Annotated in this window: 16 protein-coding genes and 1 riboswitch; of the genes, 11 read left to right on the forward strand and 5 right to left on the reverse strand. The window is 63.7% G+C overall.

Annotated elements, in window-relative coordinates:
- Positions 1 to 378: 378 nt before the first annotated feature.
- Complete coding sequence (locus KIH77_RS07415) at positions 379 to 2,730, forward strand: PASTA domain-containing protein (RefSeq protein WP_219100553.1); 2,352 nt, start codon at positions 379 to 381, stop codon at positions 2,728 to 2,730.
- Positions 2,731 to 2,950: 220 nt separating this feature from the next.
- On the forward strand, positions 2,951 to 3,760 hold the full coding sequence (locus KIH77_RS07420; protein ID WP_219100555.1) for an inositol monophosphatase family protein: 810 nt from the start codon (positions 2,951 to 2,953) through the stop codon (positions 3,758 to 3,760).
- 185 nt (positions 3,761 to 3,945) lie between these two features.
- On the opposite strand, the gene KIH77_RS10600 is transcribed toward KIH77_RS07420, so the two are convergent.
- Entirely contained in the window at positions 3,946 to 5,286 is a 1,341-nt protein-coding gene (locus KIH77_RS10600; RefSeq protein ID WP_219100557.1) for a polysaccharide deacetylase family protein, read from the reverse strand.
- Positions 5,287 to 5,842: 556 nt separating this feature from the next.
- Between KIH77_RS10600 and KIH77_RS07430 the strand changes: the two genes are divergently transcribed.
- A complete protein-coding gene (locus tag KIH77_RS07430) occupies positions 5,843 to 7,144 on the forward strand; it encodes an adenylosuccinate synthase (protein WP_219100559.1) in 1,302 nt (433 codons plus the stop codon).
- 186 nt (positions 7,145 to 7,330) lie between these two features.
- Here the strand turns inward: KIH77_RS07430 and KIH77_RS07435 are convergent, their stop codons facing one another.
- Positions 7,331 to 8,113 (reverse strand): GntR family transcriptional regulator, encoded by a 783-nt coding sequence (locus KIH77_RS07435; RefSeq protein ID WP_219100561.1) that lies wholly within the window; start codon positions 8,111 to 8,113, stop codon positions 7,331 to 7,333.
- A 347-nt stretch (positions 8,114 to 8,460) separates the two neighbouring features.
- Here KIH77_RS07435 and KIH77_RS07440 point away from each other — a divergent pair, with 347 nt between their 5' ends.
- From KIH77_RS07440 to KIH77_RS07455, 4 genes are all read left to right on the forward strand, one after another.
- Positions 8,461 to 9,885, forward strand: coding sequence for an MFS transporter (locus tag KIH77_RS07440; protein ID WP_219100563.1), 1,425 nt, complete (start codon positions 8,461 to 8,463; stop codon positions 9,883 to 9,885).
- 57 nt (positions 9,886 to 9,942) lie between these two features.
- Positions 9,943 to 10,908 (forward strand): nucleoside hydrolase, encoded by a 966-nt coding sequence (locus KIH77_RS07445; protein ID WP_219100565.1) that lies wholly within the window; start codon positions 9,943 to 9,945, stop codon positions 10,906 to 10,908.
- A gap of 144 nt (positions 10,909 to 11,052) precedes the next feature.
- Positions 11,053 to 11,163, forward strand: a riboswitch (Fluoride riboswitch).
- Positions 11,164 to 11,363: 200 nt separating this feature from the next.
- Positions 11,364 to 12,140: a fluoride efflux transporter FluC gene (locus KIH77_RS07450; RefSeq protein WP_219100567.1), complete on the forward strand. Its 777-nt coding sequence runs from the start codon at positions 11,364 to 11,366 to the stop codon at positions 12,138 to 12,140.
- Positions 12,137 to 12,520 (forward strand): fluoride efflux transporter FluC, encoded by a 384-nt coding sequence (locus KIH77_RS07455; RefSeq protein WP_219100569.1) that lies wholly within the window; start codon positions 12,137 to 12,139, stop codon positions 12,518 to 12,520. The genes KIH77_RS07450 and KIH77_RS07455 overlap by 4 nt, the downstream gene beginning before the upstream one ends.
- A 57-nt stretch (positions 12,521 to 12,577) precedes the next feature.
- On the opposite strand, the gene KIH77_RS07460 is transcribed toward KIH77_RS07455, so the two are convergent.
- Positions 12,578 to 14,266, reverse strand: coding sequence for a ClC family H(+)/Cl(-) exchange transporter (locus KIH77_RS07460; RefSeq protein ID WP_219100571.1), 1,689 nt, complete (start codon positions 14,264 to 14,266; stop codon positions 12,578 to 12,580).
- 357 nt (positions 14,267 to 14,623) lie between these two features.
- Here KIH77_RS07460 and pdxS point away from each other — a divergent pair, with 357 nt between their 5' ends.
- Positions 14,624 to 15,499, forward strand: coding sequence for a pyridoxal 5'-phosphate synthase lyase subunit PdxS (pdxS, locus tag KIH77_RS07465; RefSeq protein ID WP_219100573.1), 876 nt, complete (start codon positions 14,624 to 14,626; stop codon positions 15,497 to 15,499).
- Positions 15,500 to 15,603: 104 nt separating this feature from the next.
- The gene (pdxT, locus tag KIH77_RS07470; protein WP_219100575.1) at positions 15,604 to 16,224 is read left to right on the forward strand and encodes a pyridoxal 5'-phosphate synthase glutaminase subunit PdxT; all 621 of its coding nucleotides are present in this window, start codon (positions 15,604 to 15,606) and stop codon (positions 16,222 to 16,224) included.
- A 136-nt stretch (positions 16,225 to 16,360) separates the two neighbouring features.
- On the opposite strand, the gene KIH77_RS07475 is transcribed toward pdxT, so the two are convergent.
- Complete coding sequence (locus tag KIH77_RS07475) at positions 16,361 to 17,749, reverse strand: NAD-dependent succinate-semialdehyde dehydrogenase (RefSeq protein WP_219100577.1); 1,389 nt, start codon at positions 17,747 to 17,749, stop codon at positions 16,361 to 16,363.
- A gap of 553 nt (positions 17,750 to 18,302) precedes the next feature.
- Positions 18,303 to 19,673: an NAD-dependent succinate-semialdehyde dehydrogenase gene (locus KIH77_RS07480; protein ID WP_219100579.1), complete on the reverse strand. Its 1,371-nt coding sequence runs from the start codon at positions 19,671 to 19,673 to the stop codon at positions 18,303 to 18,305.
- Between the two features lie 862 nt (positions 19,674 to 20,535).
- Between KIH77_RS07480 and KIH77_RS07485 the strand changes: the two genes are divergently transcribed.
- Positions 20,536 to 21,987 carry a glycoside-pentoside-hexuronide (GPH):cation symporter gene (locus KIH77_RS07485; protein ID WP_219100581.1) on the forward strand — a complete coding sequence of 484 codons (1,452 nt, stop codon included), beginning with the start codon at positions 20,536 to 20,538 and terminating at the stop codon, positions 21,985 to 21,987.
- Between the two features lie 558 nt (positions 21,988 to 22,545).
- On the forward strand, positions 22,546 to 23,316 hold the full coding sequence (locus KIH77_RS07490) for a sulfite exporter TauE/SafE family protein (protein ID WP_236024565.1): 771 nt from the start codon (positions 22,546 to 22,548) through the stop codon (positions 23,314 to 23,316).
- The last annotated feature ends 77 nt before the right edge of the window (positions 23,317 to 23,393 follow it).

Genomic DNA, 23,393 nt, shown 5'->3' on the forward strand with positions numbered 1-23,393 from the left:
ACCTTTTTCACCTGTCATCCTGAGCGGCGGGCGTAGTCCGGAGTCGAAGGATCTTATGTCGCGAACAAGATCCTTCGACTCGCTACGCTCGCTCAGGATGACAAAAGGGGAAGCCGCTCGCTCAGGATGGCGAAAGAGGGGAAGTTCGCTTGGGGTGACGGTTCGGCAACCGCGGGTGACGGACCATCCCCAGTCCGGCTGACGGCGGCCATGCCTTGGCCCCCTCTGACGAGGGGGCTCCCGGCGAAGCCGGGTGGGGGAGAGATGACACCTTCCCACACGGCCTGCGTGAGACGGCCTCCGGCGGCTGAGGTGGGGTGGATGTGGGTCAACAGGGCTAGACTGGGTGAAGCGAATGCGAGCGGAGGGGAGCGGACCATGTTCTGTATGAATTGCGGCGCCAGGAACGATGCAAGCGCGCGGTTCTGCGCCAAGTGCGGCAAGCCGTTGGATGATTTCGAACCGACGGCGGCCGCACCGGATGCCTCCGGCGGAGCGGACCTCGACGATGACGACGACGCCACCGTACTCTCCCGGGTGCCGCATACGCAGCCGGAACAGCCGGGAACCGCAGCGGAACGCAACGGGGCCGGCGAGACCGATGCGCCCATGCCACAGCCGGCGGTCGCCACCGCCCAAACCGCCGTCGCCCAGCAGCCCACCGCCACCGCACAGCCTGCCACCGCACAGGAGAAGCTCACCAAAAAACAGATCATCCTCACCATCGCGGCGGTCGTCGCCATCGCGCTCATCGCCACCGGCGGCATGTTCCTCACCCACCGCGCCGGACTCTGGGGTGCCAAGACCATCCCCGACGTCAGCGCCATCAAACCCGCCGACGGCAAGAAGCTCACCGCCAACATCGTCGCCCAACAACTCAACGACCAAGGCATCACCACCGAAGTCAAGAAAGTCTACTCCGGCAAGGACGTCGGCACGTTCGCCGGCCTCGACGGCGTGAAGACGGGCGACCGCATCAGCGCCGGCCAGACCGTCACCGTCAACGAATCCATGGGGCCGGGCGTGCCGCAGGGCACCGTCGGCAAGACCGCCACCGACATCGTCGCCACGCTCAAAACCATGGACGTGCCCGTGCGATACAAGCAGGTCGTCGTCAACGACACCACGAAAACCAAGCCCGGCACCGTCATCGCCACCTATCCCAACGACGGCGCGCCCGTCGTCGACACCAAAACCGGCATCAGCGTAGGCGTCGCCACCAAAGGCGACGGCATCGGATACGACATCATCGGAACCGACAAAAACCAGGCGAAATCAACACTGGAGTCCAAAGGATATTCGGTGACATTACAGCCGAAATTCTCATCCAAACAATACGTCGGCAAAATCGCCGGCTCCAATCCGGCACCCGGAACGCCACTCGAATCCGGCGACAGCGTGACCCTCTACTACGGCATCGACGCCAGCCAGACCACAACCGTGTTCACCAAAACCATGGACGGGCAAAAAGTCATGGCCAACCCCGGCGACTTCATGACCGGCACCTACTGCAAGAGCGACAACACCACCTGCATCACGCTCGACATGGAGAAACTCAACAGCGGCAGCGAATACAGCTACCTCTTCAACGCCGCCGACAACGACGGCCAGTCCCGCATGCTCACCGCATCACGCAGCTACCAAAGCTACGGCATGCCACCCAGCGACAGCTCCAACGCCGGACTGCTCATCAACGGCAAAACCGGCACCTTCGAACTCTTCCCGCTCTCCTCCGTCATGGGCGACCTCTACTGCGGCAGCGAACCCATGGGCGACAGCCCCGGCGTCTCATGCGTCAACGGCACCAAGGTCACCGGCTCGACCAGCCCGTCATCCGGACTCGTGCGCCGCATGGACGCCTTCTACCTCTACTTCCCCGTAGGCGCCGACGTCAACGCCGTGGAATCATCCGGATACTTCGACGCCGACGCGCTCGCCAAGGCCAGGAAGCAGAAGGCCGTCGACACCAGCCGGCCGTTCATCGTCGTGCGCGACAAGTCGCTCTACGACAAGTCCGAAACCGAGATTAGCAACGCCAGCCAATCCGACCCCAACCCGTTCATGCCCGCCGACCCGAACGCCGGGAAAACCGCCAAGACCGTGAAGATGAAGCCCGCGCCATCCGACGGAACCGTGTACTACCTCAGCGAAGGCGGCGACACCATCGACTGGGATTCTCTGACCGACGCCGACGTCAAAGGCGCGGGCGATTCGACGGGCTCCACGTCCGATTCCTCCGGCGCCGACGCGGCGTCGAAGAAGATCTTCGCCGAACTCGCCGGCTCCGAATACACGTTCGCCGCCTCCGGCGACGGCAGCCTGTACTCCCTCATGACGTTGAAATCCGACGGCACGTTCAGCGGCACTACCTACGCCGCCGACCTCAGCGACTCCAAGTACTCCGTCGCCACGGCGCCACGCAAGGAACTGAAGTTCAGCGGACGGTTCTCCTCGGCGGCAAAGGGCAGCGGCGGCACCTACACGCTGCAATGCGACGCCGGCGCGCTCAAGACCGTGGACGGCACCCACGCCATCCAAGCCGGATTCGACCCCTGCGGCAAATTCACCGCCTACCCGGCCGGCACGTCGTACGACACCTTCGGCACCGGCGTCCAATCGGTGCTGCTCAACCGCGGCGAATCCGAAAGCGGACCGAAGGACTGGATAATCGTCAACCAGGGCATCGCCGACGACTCCATCCCCGGCACCTACGAGCGCACCAAGAAGTGACGCGACCGAGAAGTGCCGCATCGGGAGGCAATGCCCGGGGCATGCGGTTTCGCGTCCGCATGTCCCGAGAATTGTGTTGTTGTTATGCCATTGTTATTCCATATTCATGCCTATGAAGGGAATCCTGACTATAACTAAGACAAGTGAGTTTTACGAAAGGCATTGTAGCCGAACGATGGAGGACGCGATGACGGGTGCCGCACAAGTCGAAATGACCGTATTGACCGATATAGTCCGCGAGGCCGCGCATCGATATATGTTCGACACCGTCGCCGCCCACCGCATCCGCGTCAAAGGCATGGGGGACTTCGTCTCGGAGGTCGACTCCGACATCCAGCAGTTCATCCACGACGAACTGGCCGCACGCTACCCCGACATCCAGTTCCTCGGCGAGGAGAACGGTGAGCAGAACGTCGACTTCAACGGCGTCTACTGGGTGCTCGACCCCGTCGACGGCACCAGCAACCTCATCCACGGCGTCAAGCACAGCGCCATCTCGCTGGCATTGATGAACGGTACGAACAGCGAGAAGGCCGTCGTCTACCAGCCGTACCTCGATGAGATGTTCACCGCCGAACGCGGCAAGGGCTCCCACCTCAACGGCAAACCCATCCACGTCAGCATGACCGCCGACATGGGCATGGCGCTCATCGCCGTAGGCACGTCGCCATACCACCGCGAAATGGCCGGCCCCAACTTCACCATCATCCGCGAAGTGTTCGAACGCTGCGCCGACATCCGCCGCAGCGGGTCCGCCGCCCTCGACATGGCCTGGGTGGCCGCCGGACGATACGACGCCTACCTTGAGAGCCGCGTCAAGCTCTGGGATTGCGCCGCCGGACGGCTGCTCGTCGAAGAAGCCGGCGGCAAAACCATCAACTGGTCCGGAGAGGCGCTCGGCAACGCCATGGAAAGCAGCATCGTCACCGGCACGCCGGAGATCGTGGAGCAGTTGCAGCAGTATTTTCTCGACGAAGTGAATCCGTCGGAGGCGGATTCGGCGGAGGCGGCGCGTCTTCCCCGCGGCTGAAGACTCGACGTACCTTCGTACGCCTTCGCCTTCCGCCGCGGGGAATCCGCGCGCGTCCTGCGCCGAATCCCTCCTTTGACGGGGTGGCGCCTCGCTGCGCTGGCGCCAACAGTAGTCGGCAGGCGGCCGAGTGGGGGCGGGCAGAGCTGGGTCCCACTGGGCGGGGCGCCTCGCTGCGCTGGCGCCTACTTGGCGGGCTGGTTGTTTTCCACCCACTCGGGGAACGTGCCGTCGAGCTTGATGAGCTCGGAGACGGTCACGAACGTGAAGCCCTTGGCCTTGAGCCCGTCGATGATGCCGGGCAGCGCCTCCACGTCCTGGTCGCGGTTGCCGCCGCCGTCATGCATCAGCGAGATGGAGCCGTTCTCGGCCTGGGAGAGCACGGCCTCCTTGATTTTGTCGGCGCCGGGACGCTTCCAGTCCTCGGTGTCGATGGTCCACAGCACGTTCATGCTGATGATGTCATAGGAGTCGAGCCACTGCTGCCGTTCGAACGCGCCGTAGGGGGAGCGGAACATGCGGCCGTTGTCGCCGGTGTTCTTCTCGATGACGCCGAACGACTTGCCGATTTCGTTGCGCAGGTCGTTTTTCTGCAGCCCGGGCAGATATTTGTGGCTGACGGAGTGGCTGGCGATTTCGTTGCCATCCTCGGCCAGCGACTTCTCCTGCGGTCCGAAATAGGAGGCCTCCTCACTGAGGTTGAAGAACGTGGCCTTGACGCCCTTCTCCTTGAGGATCTTCTGGTACTTGGCCGTGTATTCGCTCGGACCGTCGTCGAACGTGAGCGCGATGTACTTCTTGCCGTCCTTCGGACGCGGCGTCTTCGTCGTCACCTTGAAGTCCTCGGCCTTCTTGACCACGCCCTTGTCCACGGTCTCCTTGGAGATCTTGCCCGTCCACTGCTCCTTGTAGCCGTCGCGTCCCGGCGATTCGACGTACTGGATGGCACCGCCGCCCATGAGGTCGACCCCGTCGAGGCTCGGTCCCTTGTACGGGATCGTCTCGCGTTTGACGGTATGGTCCTCGACGGTGTCCTTGCCGTTCTTGACGGTGATCTGCGCGTCGGACTGCAGCCGGGTGGTGTTCCAATCGGCGGCCTTGAGCGTCTGGCCGTTGACGGTGATGGTCTGCTTGTCGCCGCCCTTGGCGTCAAGCACCTTGTTGGTCACGGACAGCAGGTTGCCCGGCTTGGTGCCGAAGTCGTCATTGCTGCTCATGATGCTCTGCACGGTCGTGTTGATATGCGTTTCGACGGGGGTGCCGTTGACGGTCACGGTGATCGGACGGAGTCGGTTCATGTAGTACCAGCCGCCGGCCACGCCCGCGGCGGCCACCAGCGCGATGACGATGAGCGTGACGAGGATGATCTTGCCGACGCTGCGTTTTTTCCGCGGTGCGCCGCCGTAATCGCCGTCCGTGCCGTCGTCGATGAAATCATCGAAGTTCGCGCCGCGCGCGCTGTCGCCGAAATGCAGTTCCTCGACCGGTGCGTCGTCGGATTGCGCGCCGTTCTCTGTATTGCTCACGAATATGCCTTTCTCCACTCTCTCCCCGACGCGCGATCGCCTCGCCGCCGGTATGGGGCGCCTAAGGGGGCTACGGGGAATAATGTACCCGCGGCACGTCACATTTGCGTTTTTCCTGTCATATGGTGCGCAAACAGCGGGTAAACAATGGGCAATGTGACGGGATGGATCCTTCGACTCCGTCGCTGCGCGACTCCGCCCAGGATGACAAGGAAGGGGATGGTCGCCCAGGATGACGAGGAAGGGGATGGTCGCTCAGGATGACAAGGAGGGGCGGTTGCTTGGGATGATGGGGATACGGGTCTGTCATCCTGCGCGAGCGGTTCCCGTTGTGTCATCCTGCGCGAGCGGTACCTCCTGAGCGAGCGGTATCCATGTTGTCATCCTGAACGAGCGGTACCTATGTTGTCATCCTGAGCGAGCGGTACCTATGTTGTCATCCTGAGCGAGCGCAGCGAGTCGAAGGATCTCTACCCATACATGAGACGGGAGACGCGGCGGTTCATGGCTTACGGTAGTCTGTTTGCGGCGTAAATATGCGGCTTCGGAGGACATCATGCCTGGAATTATTTTGATTGGTGCGCAGTGGGGCGACGAAGGAAAGGGTAAGGCCACCGACCTTATCGGAACCAAGGTCGACTACGTCGCGCGTTTCAACGGCGGCAACAACGCCGGTCATACGGTCGTCGTGGGTGACGAATCGTATGCGCTGCATCTGCTGCCCTCCGGCATCATCAGCCCCAACGTCACGCCCGTCATCGGCAACGGCGTGGTCGTCGACCCCGAAGTCCTGTTCGAGGAGATCGAAGGCCTCGAATCGCGCGGCGTGGACTGCTCGCGACTGCTGCTGAGCGAATCGGCCCATGTGATCGCGCCATACCACCGCACGATCGACAAGGTGACCGAACGCTTCCTCGGCAAGCACAAGATCGGCACGACCGGCCGCGGCATCGGACCGACCTACGCCGACAAGATCAACCGCGTGGGCATCCGCGTCCACGATCTGTTCAACGCCGAGCATCTGCGCGACAAGGTGGAGGCCAGCCTGCATCAGAAGAACCAGATGCTGGTGAAGCTGTACAACCGCCGTCCGATCGACGTGGACCAGACCACCGACGAGCTGCTCGCATACGGCGAGAAGCTCAAGCCGTTCGTGGCCAACACGTCGCTCGTGCTGAACAAGGCGCTCGACGAGGGCAAGACCGTGCTGTTCGAAGGCGGCCAGGCCACCATGCTCGACGTGGACCACGGCACCTACCCGTTCGTGACGTCGTCCAACCCGACGGCCGGCGGCGCCTGCACCGGCACCGGCGTCGGCCCCACGAGGATCGACCGCGTGATCGCCGTGGCCAAGGCCTACACCACCCGCGTGGGCGAAGGCCCGTTCCCCACCGAACTGTTCGACGAGCAGGGCGACTGGCTGCGCGCGCAGGGCCACGAGTACGGCGTGACCACGGGCCGTCCGCGCCGCTGCGGCTGGTTCGACGCTGTGGTGACCCGCTACGCCTCGCAGGTCAACGGCCTGACCGACCTCGTGCTCACCAAGCTCGACGTGCTCACCGGTCTTGAGAAGATTCCGGTGTGTGTGGCCTACGATGTGGAGAACCCCGACGGTACGCACACGCGCTACGACGACATGCCCGTGGACCAGACCGCGTTCGCCGCGGCCAAGCCCGTGTACGAGGAGCTGCCGGGCTGGACCGAGGACATCTCCAAGGTGCATCGCTTCGAGGACCTGCCCGCCACCTGCCAGGCGTACGTGAAGCGTCTGGAGGAGATCTCCAACTGCCGTATCTCCGCGATCGGCACCGGTCCGCAGCGCGACCACATCATCTCCATCAACTCGCTGATCGACTGACGGCTGGCTGACGGCGACCGATATCGGTCGGCCATCAGGAGATTCCCGGGATTGTTGCCCGGGGTTGTTCATTACCCGGTCTGCGTGACGTTGCGCGGACCGGGTTTTGCGTTATATGACGTTATACGGGGTGGTCGTGCGCCGGACGGGTCCTGTTACCCCCGTCCGGTGTGTGTCGTATGCCGCTCAGATGCCCGATTGCATGATTGAAAGGCCGTGGACGTTCGTGGAGACGATGTACTTGCCCACATACGCCGGCCTGTTATTGTGCAGAATCGTTTCCGTGAGGATGAGCACGGGCGCGTCCGCGGCGACGTGCAGCAGCGACGCCCTCGATTCGCCGGCCGTGCTCGCGGCCAGATGACATTCCCCCTTGGAGAACGACGCCCCGACGTGTTCGATGAGTTCGGCGAGCAGCGTTCGTTTGTCGTCGGAAAGCTGACGCAGGGTGGCGTCGATATCCAGCCCGACCTCCGCATCGCGGTGCGAGGGCAGGTGCTCCTGGACGATTGCGGCGGGCGAACCGTCGACGCTGATTAATGATTCGCGGAACCAGGTATCGTCGCCGACCGAGATGCCCAGCCGGTCGGCGACGAATTCCGTGGCCGAGTCGAACATGGTCTTGATGGGGGAGACGTCGACCGGCGAGCCGCCGGTCGCGATGATGTCTTCGAACGGTTGGATCTTTTCGAGGCCGAGCGCGGGCAGGGAGTCGGTGACGAAGCGTCCCACGCCGCGTTTGGTGGTGAGCAGGCCGTCCTCCTCGAGGAGGATGAGCGCCTCGCGTACGGGTGTGCGGCTGACGCCGAGGCGTTCGGCGAGCTCGGATTCGCGGGGGAGGAGCGTGCCGGCGGGCAGCACGCCGGACCGGATGCCGGAGGCCAGGCGCGAATACACGGCGATTCTGATGGGCTGACGATGCGCGATGACGAGCGGGCTGTTGAGATATTCCTCGGCTGTGGTGCCCATGCGACTCTCCTTTGATTGCGATTACCGCTTAGTCTAGCCGCGTCAGGGGAATCTTCCACCAATGCGTATTATCAGCGTGTCATACCAGTAAGTATGATATCTTACTTAATAATTAAGTATGATTTCATACTCGTCGGTATGACGCATAAGTACGACATATGAAGGTGACGCATGATGTCATCCGGCGGACACATGGGCCCGATGGATACCTGAATCCGATGGGCCCGATGAATCGGACGACGTGGCCGATTCCCGATGATGCCGGCCACGGCATCGATATCGCAGACCGACGAATGCCGTACATCGACAACGTACGCCGACGACGGAGCAAGACGAAGGAGTCGAAGATGAACACCCAACCGACGCAGACGATTGCGTCCGAAGAGCCGAACAACGGCCTCGGACTCTCCAAAGGACAGGTCGTGGCACTGGTCGCCGCCTTGATGATGACCGTACTGTCATTCCAGCTCAACGCCAGCATGATCACCCCGGCATTGCCAAGCATCGCCGAGGAACTGAACGTCTCCATCAACGACGTCTCGCAGGTCAGCACCATCTTCCTGCTGTTCGGTTCCATCGGCGGCATCCTACTCATCCGATGGAGCGACTACGTGGGGCGGCGCAACGTGCTGTTCGTAATCCTCGGTTCGCTGCTGGTCGGTTCGCTGCTGGCCCTATTCGCGCCGAACCTGCCGGTGCTGCTCGTCGGCCGCGCCATGCAGGGCATCAGCTCCGCGGCGTTCCAGATCTCCTATCTCGTGCTTGACGAGGCACTCTCTCCCAAGGCGTTCGGCGCCGCACTCGGTCTGATTACCGCGCTCAACGGCGGCGTCGGCGGCGTGGACGGCTACTTCGGCGGCCTGCTGGCCGAAAACTTCGGATACCGTTCGCTGTTCATCGTGATCCTCGGATTCACCGCCATCGCGCTCGTGGCCGTCATCATCACGTTCCCGAAGAACATGAAGACCACGTCCACCGGCAAATTCGACTGGATCGGCGGCGTGCTGATCACCGCCGGATTCGTCTGCCTGAACAAGGGCATCTCCGCCGGATCCTCCGCCGACCACGGCTGGACCTCACCGAAGGCCATCATCCTGCTCGTCATCGCCGTCGTCTCGCTCGTGCTGTTCTGGATCCGTCAGCAGCGTGCCAGCAGCCCGCTCATCACCGTGGACGAGCTCAAGTCCCGCCAGGTGTGGCCGGTCATCGCCGGCGTGCTCTTCACCCTCGCCGGCGTATACCCGGTCATCAACTTCACCATGGTCGTGCTGAGCCAGAACTCGCAGATCGGCTTCGGCATGAGCGCCTCCATCTCGTCGCTGTTCTTCCTCGTGCCGCCGGCGGTCATCGGCATCGTGGCCGCGCCCGTGGTCGGCTGGATCGCGCCGCGCATCGGATGGATCCTCACCCTGCGCATCGGCCTGGTCATCTGCGTGGCAGCACTCGTCGTGATCATGCTGTTCCCCACGAACTTCGTGCTGTGCGTGGCCATGATCGCCGTGCTCGGCGTGGGCTACAACGGCTTGGCGCTCACCACGCTCAACGCCCTCGGCGTGCTGCTCTCGCCCGAGGACTCCAAGGGCGCCCTGCCGGCCATGAGCGGCGCGTGCTTCGGTCTCGGCTCCAGCATCGGCATCGCGCTCATCTCGCCGTTCGCCTCCGCCAACGCGGTCGGCGGCGTGCGCATGGCCATGGCCATCTCGCTGGCCATCACCGTCGTCGCCCTGGTGGCCGCCCTGCTGATGCGCGCTCCGGAAGGCAAGAAGGTCTGACCGGCGGAGACCCGCCAGACGTCCCAGCATCACATACCAGACATACAAGGAGCTGCCATGACCACCAACCGCACCGCACCCCGTCCCGTGTACTTCGACTGCGACACCGGCATCGACGATTCGCTGGCACTGGCCTACCTCATGGCCGCGCCGGACGTGCGTCTCGTCGGCGTCGGCACCGTGGCCGGGAACACCAACGCCGACCAGGCTGCGCGCAACAGCCTCGACCTGCTCGCGCTCGGTGGCCACGGCCACGTGCCGGTCGCCGTTGGCGCCCGTGGATACCGCGTCAACGTGTTCTCCGGCGGCGTGCCGGCCGTGCACGGTGCCAACGGCGTCGGCGACGTCGACCTGCCGGTTGCGAACCGCGCCGTGGACGACCGCACCGCCGTCGACCTGCTCATCGCCCTCTCCCACGAGCATGCGGGCGCACTGCACATCGTGGCGGTCGGCCCGCTCACCAACCTCGCCGCAGCCGTGGAGGCCGACCCCACGCTCCCAGACCGCATCGCCGGCGTATGGGTCATGGGCGGCGCCGCCCTGGTCCCCGGCAACATCTCGCCCGTCACCGAAGCGAACATCGGCCACGACCCCGAGGCCGCACAGATCGCGCTCGCCGCCGGATGGGACGTGACGGTCGCGCCGCTCGACGTGACCATGGCGCACACGTTCGAAGAGACCCACCGTCAGGCGTTGCTCGCCTCCGCCAACCCGGCGGCCGTGGCGGTCGGGCGGATGCTCGACTTCTACTTCGACTTCCACGTGCCCGAATATGGCCGTCGCTGCAGCGCGCTGCACGATCCCACGGCCGCGGCCCTGTGCGCCGGCGGCATCACCCCGGCCGTCGCCCCCGCCGTGTCCATGGAGGTGGACACCACGCACGGCCCCGGCCGCGGCCAGCTCATCTGCGACCTGCGCGGCCAGCGGCAGGCATGGCATGACCGGCCCGGCGCCCGGACGCGCGTGGTCCTGCGCATCGATGACCCGGTCGCCGACCATCTGGTCGACGTATTGACCAGATAGCCGCGCTATGTGACGCGAGGTACACGGCACGCGTCGCTGTACGCGCCTCCGCGGCCCTCGCGCCACATCCCCGCATCCGCCCCGCCGGCGAAAATCCGGCCCAGAGTGAAACGCCGATTGCCGTTCATGCGGCATCGGCGTATATTGATGTGCGGTGATGGAACTCACCGGGATGTTCGGCAACGGCCCCAAACGGCCGCGGCGCTTGACGTCGGACATCCGAACCGCATTTCCGCTGATGGTTCCTATAATTCGACAGACGATGCTCGGGCTCCGCCCGAGGTCGTGTGCAGAACTTTCATGCGACGGGCGCATACGTGTGCAATCGCATGGATGCTGATGTGTGTGACACGCGTGGAGCGTGGGGTACAGGCATCGTGGACGGTCGAATTTCAGCGGATTGCGCATTACTCGTTATCCGCCCTCCTTCCACGATTAACAAGGAAGGAAAGGGCATGGCAGAATTCCAACAGCGTGCGGCCGGGGCAGGGCCGGCGGCATCCAAACCCTCGTCGGACGTCCCCCCGCTGGCGGATTCGACCCTGTATCTCGTCGTATTCCTCGGCGGATGCCTCGGCACCGGCATGCGTTACGGACTGTCGCTCACCAACGCCGCCACCGCCGGCGACCCGGACGCGGGCGGCGTATGGTCGGCCATCCATCTCGGCACGTTCACCGCGAACATCATGGCATGCTTCGTCTACGCCGCCCTCTCCGCGTACATGACGCACGCGACGTGGATTCGCAAACGCAGCCGGGACGTCATCTCACGAGGCTTCGGCATGGGCATGTGCGGCGGCCTCTCCACCATGTCCACATTGGCGTTCGAACAATTCGGCGACCTCGCCGCCGGCAACGTCCTCGGCGTACTGATATACGTCGTGCTGAGTTTCGGCATCGGCATCATGGCCGCGTATCTCGGCGTGCGGCTGGCGCTCGCGATTGCCGGCCGCCAATCCCGCCGCGACGTCGACGCCGGAAACGCATCGCCGTCCGCATCGCCGGTGGCCGATACGGCAGGGCTGCCGCCGTCGATCGCCGCGAAGATGGACGTTCCGGCCGGCCCGTCATCGTTCGGAACGTCATCGTTCGATGAGGGGACGAAGGCCGCGTCGTCGGCCTCGTCGTCCGCAAAGGCCGCTCCATCCACAACGTCCGCCAACGTGGATAATCCACGCTCGTTGTGGACCGACGACGACACCACCGCCAACGCCCGGGAGGCCCGCCGATGAGCTTCTTCATTGCCGTTTTCGTGTTCCTCGGCGTCTGCATCTGCGGCGGCCTCGGCGCCGTCGCACGATTCGTCCTCGACACCGCCGTGAAAATCGTATGGAAGAACGCCTTCCCGCTGTCGACGCTGGTCATCAACATCATCGCGTCGTTCCTGGCCGGCATGGCGGGCGCGGCCGCCGCGGCGTCGACGTTCTCCGACCCATGGCATCTCATGGCCGTGACGGGGTTCCTAGGCGGACTGTCGACGTTCTCCACGGCCATCAACGAGGTCGTGTCGCTGGGCCGCGACAAACGCATGTCGATGGCCGGATACTATCTGATCGCCTGCACCGTGGTGCCGGTGCTGTGCGCGGCATTGGGGTGGCAGCTCGTCCGTTAATTCACGAATCGCGAGATAGGGGCCGTTTTGGGGCGTTTTAGGGCCGTATCTCGCGATTCATGAATAGGAGCACAACTTATTCAACACTTTTCGGGCCTTCACCTCATCACGCCCGTTAAATAACACGACCACATAATCGCCGGCGTGGATCGGCGTATCGGGGCCGGGCACGAAATCGCGGCTGCCGCGGCGGATAGTGATGATGATCATACCGTCGGGCAGCGGCACGTTGCGCACCAGCGATCCAGCCATCGGACTGCCGATTTCGACCGGATGCTCGACCACGCCGCTGCGGATCGCGCTCGGCCGCGCGTTGGCCTTGGCGATGGTGAAATCGGCATCCTCGATATCGGCGTCATCGATGTCGTGCGTGATGCGGTCGCGGACCGGGCGCCCGTTGCCGTCGACCGAGTCGACGATGATGTCGTCGCCGATGCCGTGCGCACGCTGATAACGGTCGAGCAGCGCCTCGTATATCGGCTTCGTGCCGCACAGGTCGGAAACGAACAACGCGAGGAACGCGCACGTGGCGACCGGCAGCATATGCGTGATGCTGCCCGACATCTCGACGATCAGCAGCACCGACGTGATCGGTGACTTGACTGCCGCCGACAACGTGCCGGCCATGCCCATCACCGCGAACACGGAGACGTACCGCGCGTCGAGATGCGCAAAACCGACGAAATACCCGCCGACGGTGGCCACGATGCCGCCGGCCAATGCGCCGACCGCCAGAATCGGCATGAAAATGCCGCCCGGACAGCCGCTGCCGAAACTCGTGGCCGTGAACGTCATCTTCACAACCAGCAGCACCAGCAGCATCGACAGCGCCACGTCGCCCTGCTCCACGAACGCGATGAGATTGCTGCCGCCGCCAAGCGCAAGCGGCAGGAACATGCCGCACGGCAGGGCCACAGCCAACGAGATGATAGGCCGGACCGGGGCGGGAATATGGTTCATCAGCGTCTGCATGCCCAGGAGCAGACGATTCATCGCCACGCCGACGACGCCCATCGTCAGCCCCAACGGAATCAGCCACCAATACTCCTCGATCGGCAGCTGCTCGACCCTGGTGAAATCAAGGACCGGTTGCAGGCCGAAGCATTGCTTCGCCACGAAATCAGCGGTGAGCGACGCCGACATGGCGGCGAGCAGAATCGTGGCGGAGAAACTGCGGTGAATCTCCTCCAATGCGAACATCGCGCCGGACAGTGGCGCGCAGAATGCGGCGGAAAGCCCGGCCGCCGCGCCGGCCGTCGTCAGGACGTTGCGTTCGATGTCGCTGCGGCCGAGACGACCGGCCGTCATCTGGCTGGTGGCCGCGCCGATCTGCACCGATGGGCCCTCGCGTCCCATCGACAGGCCGAACAGTCCGCACAACAGGCCGCCCGCGAACCGTACGGCGAGCACCGACCACGATCGCATGCGCATGCCGCAGGTGACGACGCCCTCGGTCTGGGGGATGCCGCTGCCCGACGCCATCGGCTCCCAACGCACCAGCCATGCGATGAACAGACCGGCGATGACGGCGGCCGCGGCCCACGGCGCGATGTATATGGGATGGTCGCGGAACGTGGCGTACATGACCCGCGCGAACCGCGTGCCGTATTCGATGCCGAGCCGATACAGCACCACGAGCACGCCGACCGCGAATCCACCGATTATGGCCTTTGCGGCGATGCGCCAACGCGCGCGGGCGGAGTCGGAGAGGAAGCGGTGGATCTGCGATTTCACGGTATTCAGCATAGCCCGGGCGGAGGCTATAGGTGAACGGGCGTGGGTGTGCCCGGTCACCTATGGCGCGCCGGTTGTGCGCCGGGTCGCGCGTCATCGAGGACATATGCCCGTTTTGAGCCCGTTATCGGATTTTGTTATCTCAAAAACGTATGTTTAGCGTCGGTATGTGGGCAATGCACATGAATGTAACGCAGTGTATTTAGCATTGGTATTTGTATGTTTGTGCCTTTGCCGGCAGCGTGCCCGAAGCGTATGCGTAGGGTCGTGCGATCCGGTGAAGGAAGCCAGACGATAAACGATCGACCGATCGACGCAAACGGTAATCGGTACAACGATATCGATACAACGATAAAAAAGAGGAAACAGATGGCTGAGAACAGGTCCGAACTGAACAAGAACCTCGCCCAGATGCTCAAGGGCGGCGTCATCATGGACGTCACCACCCCGGAGCAGGCGAAGGTCGCCGAGGACGCCGGCGCTTGCGCCGTCATGGCGCTCGAGCGCATCCCCGCCGACATCCGCGCGGCCGGCGGCGTCTCCCGCATGTCCGACCCGGCGATGATCAAGGGCATCCAGGAGGCCGTCTCCATCCCGGTGATGGCCAAGGTCCGCATCGGCCACATCGCCGAGGCCCGCATCCTGCAGGCCATCCAGATCGACTACATCGACGAGTCCGAGGTGCTGTCCCCGGCCGACGACGTCTACCACATCGACAAGACCCAGTTCGACGTGCCGTTCGTGTGCGGCGCCAAGAACCTGGGCGAGGCCCTGCGCCGCATCGCCGAGGGCGCCGCGATGATCCGCACCAAGGGCGAGCCCGGCACCGGCGACGTCATCCAGGCCGTTCGCCACATGCGCACGATGAACAAGCAGATCCGCGAGCTCGTCGGCCTGCGCGACGACGAGATCTTCGAGGCCGCCAAGCAGCTGGCCGTGCCCTACGACCTCGCCAAGTACGTGCACGACAACGGCCGCCTGCCCGTCGTGAACTTCGCCGCCGGTGGCGTGGCCACCCCGGCCGACGCCGCCCTGATGATGGAACTCGGCGCCGAGGGCGTGTTCGTCGGCTCCGGCATCTTCAAGTCCGGCGATCCGGCCAAGCGCGCCGCCGCCATCGTCCAGGCCACCGCCAATTGGCAGGACGCCGACCTGCTGGCCCGCCTTTCCGAGAACCTGGGCGAGGCCATGGTCGGCATCAACGAGGACGAGATCGAAACCATCATGGCCGCCCGCGGCGAGTGATTGCTTTTTCGGTGTGAGGTTTCGGTTTCGACCGGCGTTTTTTCGGCTCCCCTCGTCGAGGGGAGCCATTGATATGTACCGTTTTTACGTAAAAGGACACGACATTGGTAGTAGCCGTTGAATACATCTCCAAGGAGGAGTCGTCCGAGGCCGAAAGCGCCAAGCACGGCGTGACCGGCATCCTCGCCGTACAGGGCGCGTTCGCCGAACACGCCGCCATGCTCGACCGGCTTGGCGCCCAGTGGAAGCTGCTGCGCGCGGCCGAGGATTTCGACGATTCCATCGACCGTGTGATCCTGCCCGGCGGCGAATCGACCACGCAGGGCAAGCTGCTGCATTCCACCGGACTGTTCGAGAAGATCGCCGCGCATATCGCCGCCGGCAAGCCCGTGTTCGGCACCTGCGCCGGCATGATCCTGCTCGCGAAGAAGCTCGACAACGACGACAACGTGTATTTCGGCGCGCTTGACGCCGTCGTGCGCCGTAACGCGTACGGCCGTCAGCTCGGCTCGTTCGCCGCGACCGCCGATTTCGGCGACATCAAGGACTTCCCGCTGGTGTTCATCCGCGGACCGTTCGTCGTGTCGGTCGGCTCGGAGGCCACGGTCGAGACCGAGGTGAACGGCAACGTGGTCGGTCTGCGTCAGGGCCGGATTCTGGCGACGGCGTTCCATCCCGAACTCACCGACGACACCCGGATTCATGAGCTGTTCCTGAGCCTGTGAGGCTGAGCCGTTAAGCGGGCAGTCCGGTGGACTGCCCGTAGGCGATGCGAGCGCGATATATCGAGCGCGAGATGGGTACCGTCTTAGCAAAGGCTCCCCTCTGTGAGGGGAGCCAAAGGAGTGAAGGTTCAAACGATCAGAACGGACCGTCGATGTCGGCCACGGCGACGACCTTCTGGTTCACGAACTCCTTGAGTCCAAGATCGAGCAGCTCATGGCCGTATCCGGAGTTCTTCACGCCGCCGAACGGGATGTCCGCGGCGACGACGGTCGGATGGTTAATGGCGACCATGCCGGTGTCGAGACGGCGCGCCACCTGCTGGGCGCGGTGGATGTCCGAGCTGAATACGGAACCGCCAAGGCCGAACGGGGAATCGTTGGCGATGCGGATGGCGTCGTCCTCGTCCTTGGCGCGGTACACCTGCGCCACCGGTCCGAAGAACTCGGTGTGGAAGGCGTCGTTGTCCTCGGTGATGTCGGTGACGATCGCCGGACGGAAGAACGCACCCTGTTCGGGCACGTCGGCCAGATACTCCACCTTGGCACCCTGCTCCACTGCAGAAGCCACCTGGCGCTTCAGGGTTTCCACGGCTCCGGCGCTCGACAGCGGCGCGAGCGTGGTCTTCGGGTCGGTCGGATCTCCCGCCACCAGCTTCGCGGTGCCTTCGCGGTAACGTGCGAGGAACCGGTCGTATACGGATTCGTCGATGATGAGACGCTTCGAGGAGACGCACACCTGACCGGCGTTCCAGTTGCGGCCGAACACTGCCCAGTCGGCGGCCTTCTCCACATCGGCGTCGTCCAGCACGATGAACGCGTCGGCGCCGCCGAGCTCCAGCGTGCTCTTCTTCAGATGCTTCGCGGCGAGCGAGGCCACATGCCCGCCGGCCTTCTCCGAGCCGGTGAGCGCCACGCCGCGCACGACCGGGCTGGCGATCACATGCTCGGTGAGGTCATGCGGCAGATACAGGTTGGTGAGCAGTCCCTTGGGCGCCCCCGCCTCGAGGAACAGCTGCTCCATGCGGGCCGCGCTCTGCGGTACGTTCGACGCGTGCTTGAGCACCACGACGTTGCCGGCGGTCGCCTGCGGCGCAGTGATGCGCACGACCTGGTAGTACGGGAAGTTCCACGGTTCCACGGCGAAGATTACGCCCATCGGGTCGTTGACCAACTGCACGTCGGTGTCGCCGTAGCCCTTCGCCGGGAGCAGACGCGGGGACAGCAGCTCCTCGCCGTGCTCCACGTAGTAGCGCAGCATGGCCACGCACAGGTCGACTTCGGCCTCGGCCTCGGCGGTGATCTTGCCCATTTCCAGAGTGAGCGTGGAGGCGTAGTCGCTGCGGTTGTTCTCCAGGATCTCCGCGGCCTTGGCCAGCACGGCCACACGCTCAGCGATCGGCTTCTCCTTCCACTCGAGGAACGTGGCGTGCGCGGTCTTCAGCGCGGCGTCCACCTCGGCCTCGGTGGCATCAGGAAACGTCTTGATGGTTTGTTCGGTGTATGGATCGATGGTGGCGTATGCCATGGCATTCCCCTTTCGGCTGTCGTCATCGGCAACCAGTTGTTAATGATATTGACGATTGAACGTCGTTGGCAGCGTTTCCGCTAAATATGAAAGCGCTTACCAAAGAACGGTGTCATATTGTCTCAATGGTCGAAGTCGTATATAATGTGATGTCATTTTCAATGAATCATTGAAACGTATGGCGTATGAGCGCATTTTGCATCATGGCGGCGAGTGTGCCTCGACCGGTGTTGCTCGCTGCTGTTGCTCCATATATGGAAAACGCTTACCGAAAATTCGCCATCACAAACCCCACTTCAGGCAAATCCTCCGGTATGCAACGAAAGGTACGGTCGAACGTGCACGCCGATCTGATGTCGATTACGGATTGTTTTTCGAGTACGTCATCGTTGCCCCTTTCGATCGTCAGCATTGACGGTAGTGAAATCCGACACAATCATTATGCGGACATGACGATGAGCTATGCCAATAGGTTGCCAACGTTTTCGTGGCAATCCGCGCCTGGACCGCGGCGCCGGTTCGGCGTCGCGGTCCAGGCGGAACCTCATCGTGCCTATCCGTTGATGACGACCTTCTGGTTGAGGAACTCCTTCAATCCGAGGTCGATGAGCTCATGACCGTAGCCGGAGTTCTTCACGCCGCCGAAGGGGATGTCCGGGCCGGAGGCGCTGGCGCGGTTGATGGTCACCATGCCGGTGTCGAGTTGGCGGGCGATCTCCTGCGCATGATGGATGTCGGTCGTGAACACCGAACCACCCAATCCATACGGGCAGTCGTTGGCGATGCGAATGGCGTCGGCCTCGTCCTTCGCGCGATACAGTTGCGCGACCGGTCCGAAAATCTCGGTGCGCGTGGCCTCGGAACCTTCGGGAATGTCGGTGATCAGCGCCGACGGGAAGAAATTCCCCTCTTTCGGAACGTCGACGAGATACTCGATTTTCGCGCCCTGCGCCACGATGTCCGCCACCTGCTGCTCGACCTGGCGCTTGGCCGTGGCGCTGGAGAGCGGCGCCAGCGTGGTCTTCGGATCGGCGGGATCGCCCGGCACGAGTTTCGCCGCCTCCGCGCGGTACCGCTTGACGAACTCGTCGTAGACCGCGTCGACGACGATGAAACGCTTCGACGACACGCATACCTGGCCGGCGTTGCGGTTGCGTCCGCGCACGGCCCATTCGGCTGCCGACTGGATGTCGGCGTCCTCCAGCACGATGAACGCGTCCATGCCGCCGAGTTCCAGCGTGCTCTTCTTGAGATGCTTGCCGGCCAGCGACGCGATGATCGCGCCGGCCTTCTCCGACCCGGTGAGCGCCACGCCGCGCACGTACGGACTGGCGATCACGTGTTCCGTCAGGTCATGCGGCAGGTACAGATTCGTGAACACGCCCTTGGGGGCGCCGGCCTCGAGGAACAGCCGCTCCATGAGCGCGGCGCACTGCGGCACGTTCGACGCGTGCTTGAGCATGACGACGTTGCCGGCGGCCAACTGCGGCGCGGCCACGCGAATGACCTGATAATACGGGAAGTTCCACGGTTCGACGGCGAAGATGATGCCCGTCGGATCGTTGACGAGATGCACGTCGGTCTCGCCGAATCCCTGCGTGAGCAGCATTCGCGGTCGCAGCAGGTCCTTCGTGTGCTCCACGTAGTATCGCAGGATCGCCACGCAGACGCTGACCTCGGCCTGCGCCTCCGACATGATCTTGCCCATCTCGGTGGTGAGCATCTCGGCGTATTCGTTGCGTTCGGCCTCGAGAATCGACGCCGCCTTGTCGAGGACGAACGTGCGTTCCTCGATCGGCTCGTTCTTCCAGACGCCGAATATGGCGTGCGCGGCTTCAAGGGCCGCGTCCACCTCCTCGCGCGTTGCGGTGGGGAACGTCTTCAGGGTTTCGCCGGTGTAGGGATTGACTGTTGCGTATGCCATCGTTGGGCCTCCTCACATGTGCCGCGCCGGCGGATGATGCGTGGCGTCGCGTTGTGCGCCGTTGCGTCGCATGGTGTGAAGCGGCGCATTGCTGCGTTGCGCGTGATGCACGTGGCATGGCTCGCATGATGCCGGGCGTGGTACTTCGTGTTCCTACATGTTCCATTGTCGCGCGGAGTATGCGTTTTGGCGAATATATTGCCGCGAATGCCCGTGTGATTTCGTGCAACGCGGGGGTGGTCGCTGCTGTGGCGGATGGCCGGGCCGCGCCGCGTGACGGGGCGCGGGGAACGATTGGTATCAAGCGTGACTCGGTGCGGGTTTGTGACATGGTGCGGTTTTGGTGTGACCGGGTGCGGGTACGCCTGGTCACGGGTGGTTGGGAGCCCTTGTTTTGCAACGTTTTGCGGTTGGCGTGACATGGCGCGGCTGTGCCCAGTCACGATACGGTGCACCCGGTCACGCCTCCGCACCCGGTCACGCCTCCGCACCGGGGCACACCGCCGCACCCGGTCACGGCACCGTGCCTATTCGCCTCGCGTATCCGTGCCCTGTACCTCGTCCCACCTGCCATCATCATCAGTAACTAGTTACTCATAACGGAAAGCAAACATTTGTGATACCGTTCACAACCGCGATATTACAGGGCTATAACAAACGCCGTCATTTATAAACAATGCGCAACGAAACGGCTTCGGAACGATAACATCCGGCCGTTTCCAAAAAATGCAGCGATAACCTTTTCCCCGACGTCGGCAAGCAAGAGGCAAGCATGCGCACGTGCACAGCGTCGGCAACGCCAGGCACGCTACGAAAAACGACGCCGTAACAGAGGAAACGCAAAGCAAAGGGGCGACAACCAATGTCGGCTACAACGAGGAACGCCAGCGCCGCGACGAGCGCGGTCCATGGCACCGTTACGGGAAAGAAATTCGACGGGGTACTGCCCGTCAAGGAGAAGATCGCCTATCTGAGCACTGATATGGCGGGCAACCTGCTGTACTCTTCGCTCGGCACCTACATCATGTTCTTCTACACCGACGTGTTCGGCATCACCGCCGCCGCGGCCGGCTGGATTCTCCTCATCGCCCGTATCGGCGACTGCATCTCCGCCCCGGTGTGGGGTTCCATCGTGGACCACACCAAGACCAAGTGGGGCCAGAGCCGTCCGTTCTTCCTGTGGATGTGCGTGCCGTTCGCCATCACCGTGTTCCTCGCGTTCACCGCGCCGAACCTGCCTCCGATGGGCAAGGCCGTGTACGCCGCCGTCACCTACATCGTGGCCGCCGGCCTCGTGTACACCGGCATCCAGACGCCGATCACCGCCATCCTCTCCAACCTCACGCCCGACCCGGCCGAGCGCGTGAAGGCCAACACGTTCCGTCTCTCCGGCGGTCTGTTCGGCACGTTCATCACCGCCGTCTGCACGATTCCGCTGGTCAACTGGGCCGGCAAGGCGCTCACCGGCGCCACCAACCAGAAGGTCGGCTTCATGGTCACGTTCGCCCTGTACGGCGTGATCGCCATCGCCCTGCTGCTCTTCGCGTTCCGCAACATCCGCGAGCACAACTACGATCCCAAGACCCAGAACCCGCTGCCGTTCAAGGAAAGCCTGCACGCCATCAAGGGCAACTGGCCGTGGATCATCCTCATCGTCGCGTTCGTCATCTTCTGGATCGCGCAGGAGGACCGCATGTCCGTGGCCGTGTACTACGCCAAGTACAACCTGAACAACGAGAACCTCGCCACCATCCTCAACGGCATGCAGATCCTCGGTCTCATCACCACGTTCCTCATCCCCGTGATCTCCAAGAAGCTCGGCAAGGCCGGCAAGACCGACACGATGATCGCCGGCATGGTCATGGCCATCATCGGCCAGCTGCTGCTGCTCACCGCATCGCACAGCTTCGCCCTGTTCGTCGTGTTCTGGGCCATCTCCATCCTCGGTGCCGCCATGGCGCTCGCCATGCCGTTCGCCATGCTCGCCGACACGGTCGACTATGGCGAATACAAGAACGGCATCCGTGCGGCCGGTCTGCTTTCCGCCGTCGGCGCCTCCTTCTGCATCCAGTTCGGTTCCGGCCTCGGCAACCTGATCCCGTCGAAGATCATGGCCGCCGCCGGCTACGTCGCCAACCAGACGCAGACCCCCGCCGCGCTCAACGCCATCCAGTTCTGCTTCATCTGGCTGCCGGTGATCGTGTACGCCGTCGTGATCGTGATCATGCTCGGCTACCGTCACTTCGAGAAGAACGAGCCGTTCATCCGCGCCGAACTCGCCAAGCGTCGCGCCGCCGCCGACGCCGCCGCGTGAGTCGCACGTGATGCTCGCATGAGTTGCGTGTGAACCGGGCGCCGGTTATAACGCATCCATGCAACACAACCTACGCGTAGGATTGCTACGCGTAGGTTTTTGCGTATTCGCGAGTAAAACCCTACGCTGGTGTGGCTCGGCGTAGGGTTCTACGCAAGCGTGCGTTGTAACCGACGTGCTGTCCGTGTTGTTTTGGGATGACGATTGTCTGATTACGGCCGTTGGATTACGGCCGTCTTGGGATGACGACGTTGAGACGATACGACGGGGAGTAAAGTGGCCGGCGTGAATGACGATATGGGCGTGAATGACGATACGGTGAAGCAAGGCGTTGCGGATGCGGCGGCGAATGGCCGCATGACCCGTGGGGATGATGGTGTGGATGGCCGCGGGAACGACGGCGTGGATGGCCGCGCGACTCGTGAAGGCGATGGGCGTGATGCCGCGCAGACCGACGAGCGTATCAAGCGTGCCGTGCGTGGCGTGACCGGGCCGGCGTATGGCGGTGAAGGTTCGGCGACCCTGGGGGAGGGGCGGCCGGCAGGTCACGTGTGGGCCATGTTGATCGGCGTGGGCGTGCTTTCCGGTTTTCTGTCGGGGCTGTTCGGCATCGGCGGCGGCACGGTGATCGTGCCCGCACTGGTGTTCCTGGGGCTTTCGCAGCGTCATGCGGCGGCGACGTCGCTGGCCGCGATCATCCCGACGTCCATCACCGGTGTGATCTCGTATGCGACCGGCGGCGACGTCGATTGGATAGCCGCCGTGCTGCTCGCGTGCGGTCTGGTCGTCGGGTCGCAGATTGGCAGCTGGCTGCTGGCATGGCTGCCGGAGGTGCTGCTGCGCTGGATATTCGTCGTGTTCCTGGTGTTCGTGATTCTTTCGCAGATCGTGTTCACGCCGTCGCGCGACCATGTGATCCATATGACGATATTGACCGGCGCGTTGCTGGCGTTGCTGGGCGTGGGCATCGGCGTGCTGGCCGGGCTGCTGGGCATCGGTGGCGGGGCCGTGATGGTGCCGGCGCTGTCGGTGCTGTTCGGCGCGAGCGACCTGATGGCGCGCGGCACATCGTTGCTGGCCATGTTCCCCAGTTCGATCGCCGGCACCGTGGCAAATACGCGGCGGCGGCTCGTGCATCTGCGCAACGGTCTGACGATAGGCATCACGGCGGCGATTGTGGCGCCGTTGGGAACGATCGTGGCCGGATGGGTGACGCCGCGCATGGGCGCGAATCTGTTCGCCGCGTATCTGGGGGTGCTGCTGGTGCGCAGCATCTGGACGGCGGTGAAGATCACGCCGGGACTGCGCGAGCGTCTGCTGCGGCGGTAGCGGGTATGTCGTGGGGGCGCTGACCACCCCTCAGTCACGCTACGCGTGCCAGTTCCCCTGACAAGGGGAGCCTTCGG

Origin of the sequence: Bifidobacterium pluvialisilvae, assembly GCF_019331695.1 — a bacterium.
GTDB lineage: Bacteria > Actinomycetota > Actinomycetes > Actinomycetales > Bifidobacteriaceae > Galliscardovia > Galliscardovia pluvialisilvae.

What these genes read in the sequence shown, in the direction of transcription:
- KIH77_RS07415 (WP_219100553.1), top strand. Translation starts at nt 379, where the DNA reads ATGTTCTGTATGAATTGCGGCGCCAGGAACGATGCAAGCGCGCGGTTC.
- KIH77_RS07430 (WP_219100559.1), top strand. Translation starts at nt 5,843, where the DNA reads ATGCCTGGAATTATTTTGATTGGTGCGCAGTGGGGCGACGAAGGAAAG.
- KIH77_RS07435 (WP_219100561.1), bottom strand. Translation starts at nt 8,113, where the DNA reads ATGGGCACCACAGCCGAGGAATATCTCAACAGCCCGCTCGTCATCGCG.
- KIH77_RS07440 (WP_219100563.1), top strand. Translation starts at nt 8,461, where the DNA reads ATGAACACCCAACCGACGCAGACGATTGCGTCCGAAGAGCCGAACAAC.
- KIH77_RS07445 (WP_219100565.1), top strand. Translation starts at nt 9,943, where the DNA reads ATGACCACCAACCGCACCGCACCCCGTCCCGTGTACTTCGACTGCGAC.
- KIH77_RS07450 (WP_219100567.1), top strand. Translation starts at nt 11,364, where the DNA reads ATGGCAGAATTCCAACAGCGTGCGGCCGGGGCAGGGCCGGCGGCATCC.
- KIH77_RS07455 (WP_219100569.1), top strand. Translation starts at nt 12,137, where the DNA reads ATGAGCTTCTTCATTGCCGTTTTCGTGTTCCTCGGCGTCTGCATCTGC.
- KIH77_RS07460 (WP_219100571.1), bottom strand. Translation starts at nt 14,266, where the DNA reads ATGCTGAATACCGTGAAATCGCAGATCCACCGCTTCCTCTCCGACTCC.
- pdxS (WP_219100573.1), top strand. Translation starts at nt 14,624, where the DNA reads ATGGCTGAGAACAGGTCCGAACTGAACAAGAACCTCGCCCAGATGCTC.
- KIH77_RS07475 (WP_219100577.1), bottom strand. Translation starts at nt 17,749, where the DNA reads ATGGCATACGCCACCATCGATCCATACACCGAACAAACCATCAAGACG.
- KIH77_RS07480 (WP_219100579.1), bottom strand. Translation starts at nt 19,673, where the DNA reads ATGGCATACGCAACAGTCAATCCCTACACCGGCGAAACCCTGAAGACG.
- KIH77_RS07485 (WP_219100581.1), top strand. Translation starts at nt 20,536, where the DNA reads ATGTCGGCTACAACGAGGAACGCCAGCGCCGCGACGAGCGCGGTCCAT.
- KIH77_RS07490 (WP_236024565.1), top strand. Translation starts at nt 22,546, where the DNA reads ATGTTGATCGGCGTGGGCGTGCTTTCCGGTTTTCTGTCGGGGCTGTTC.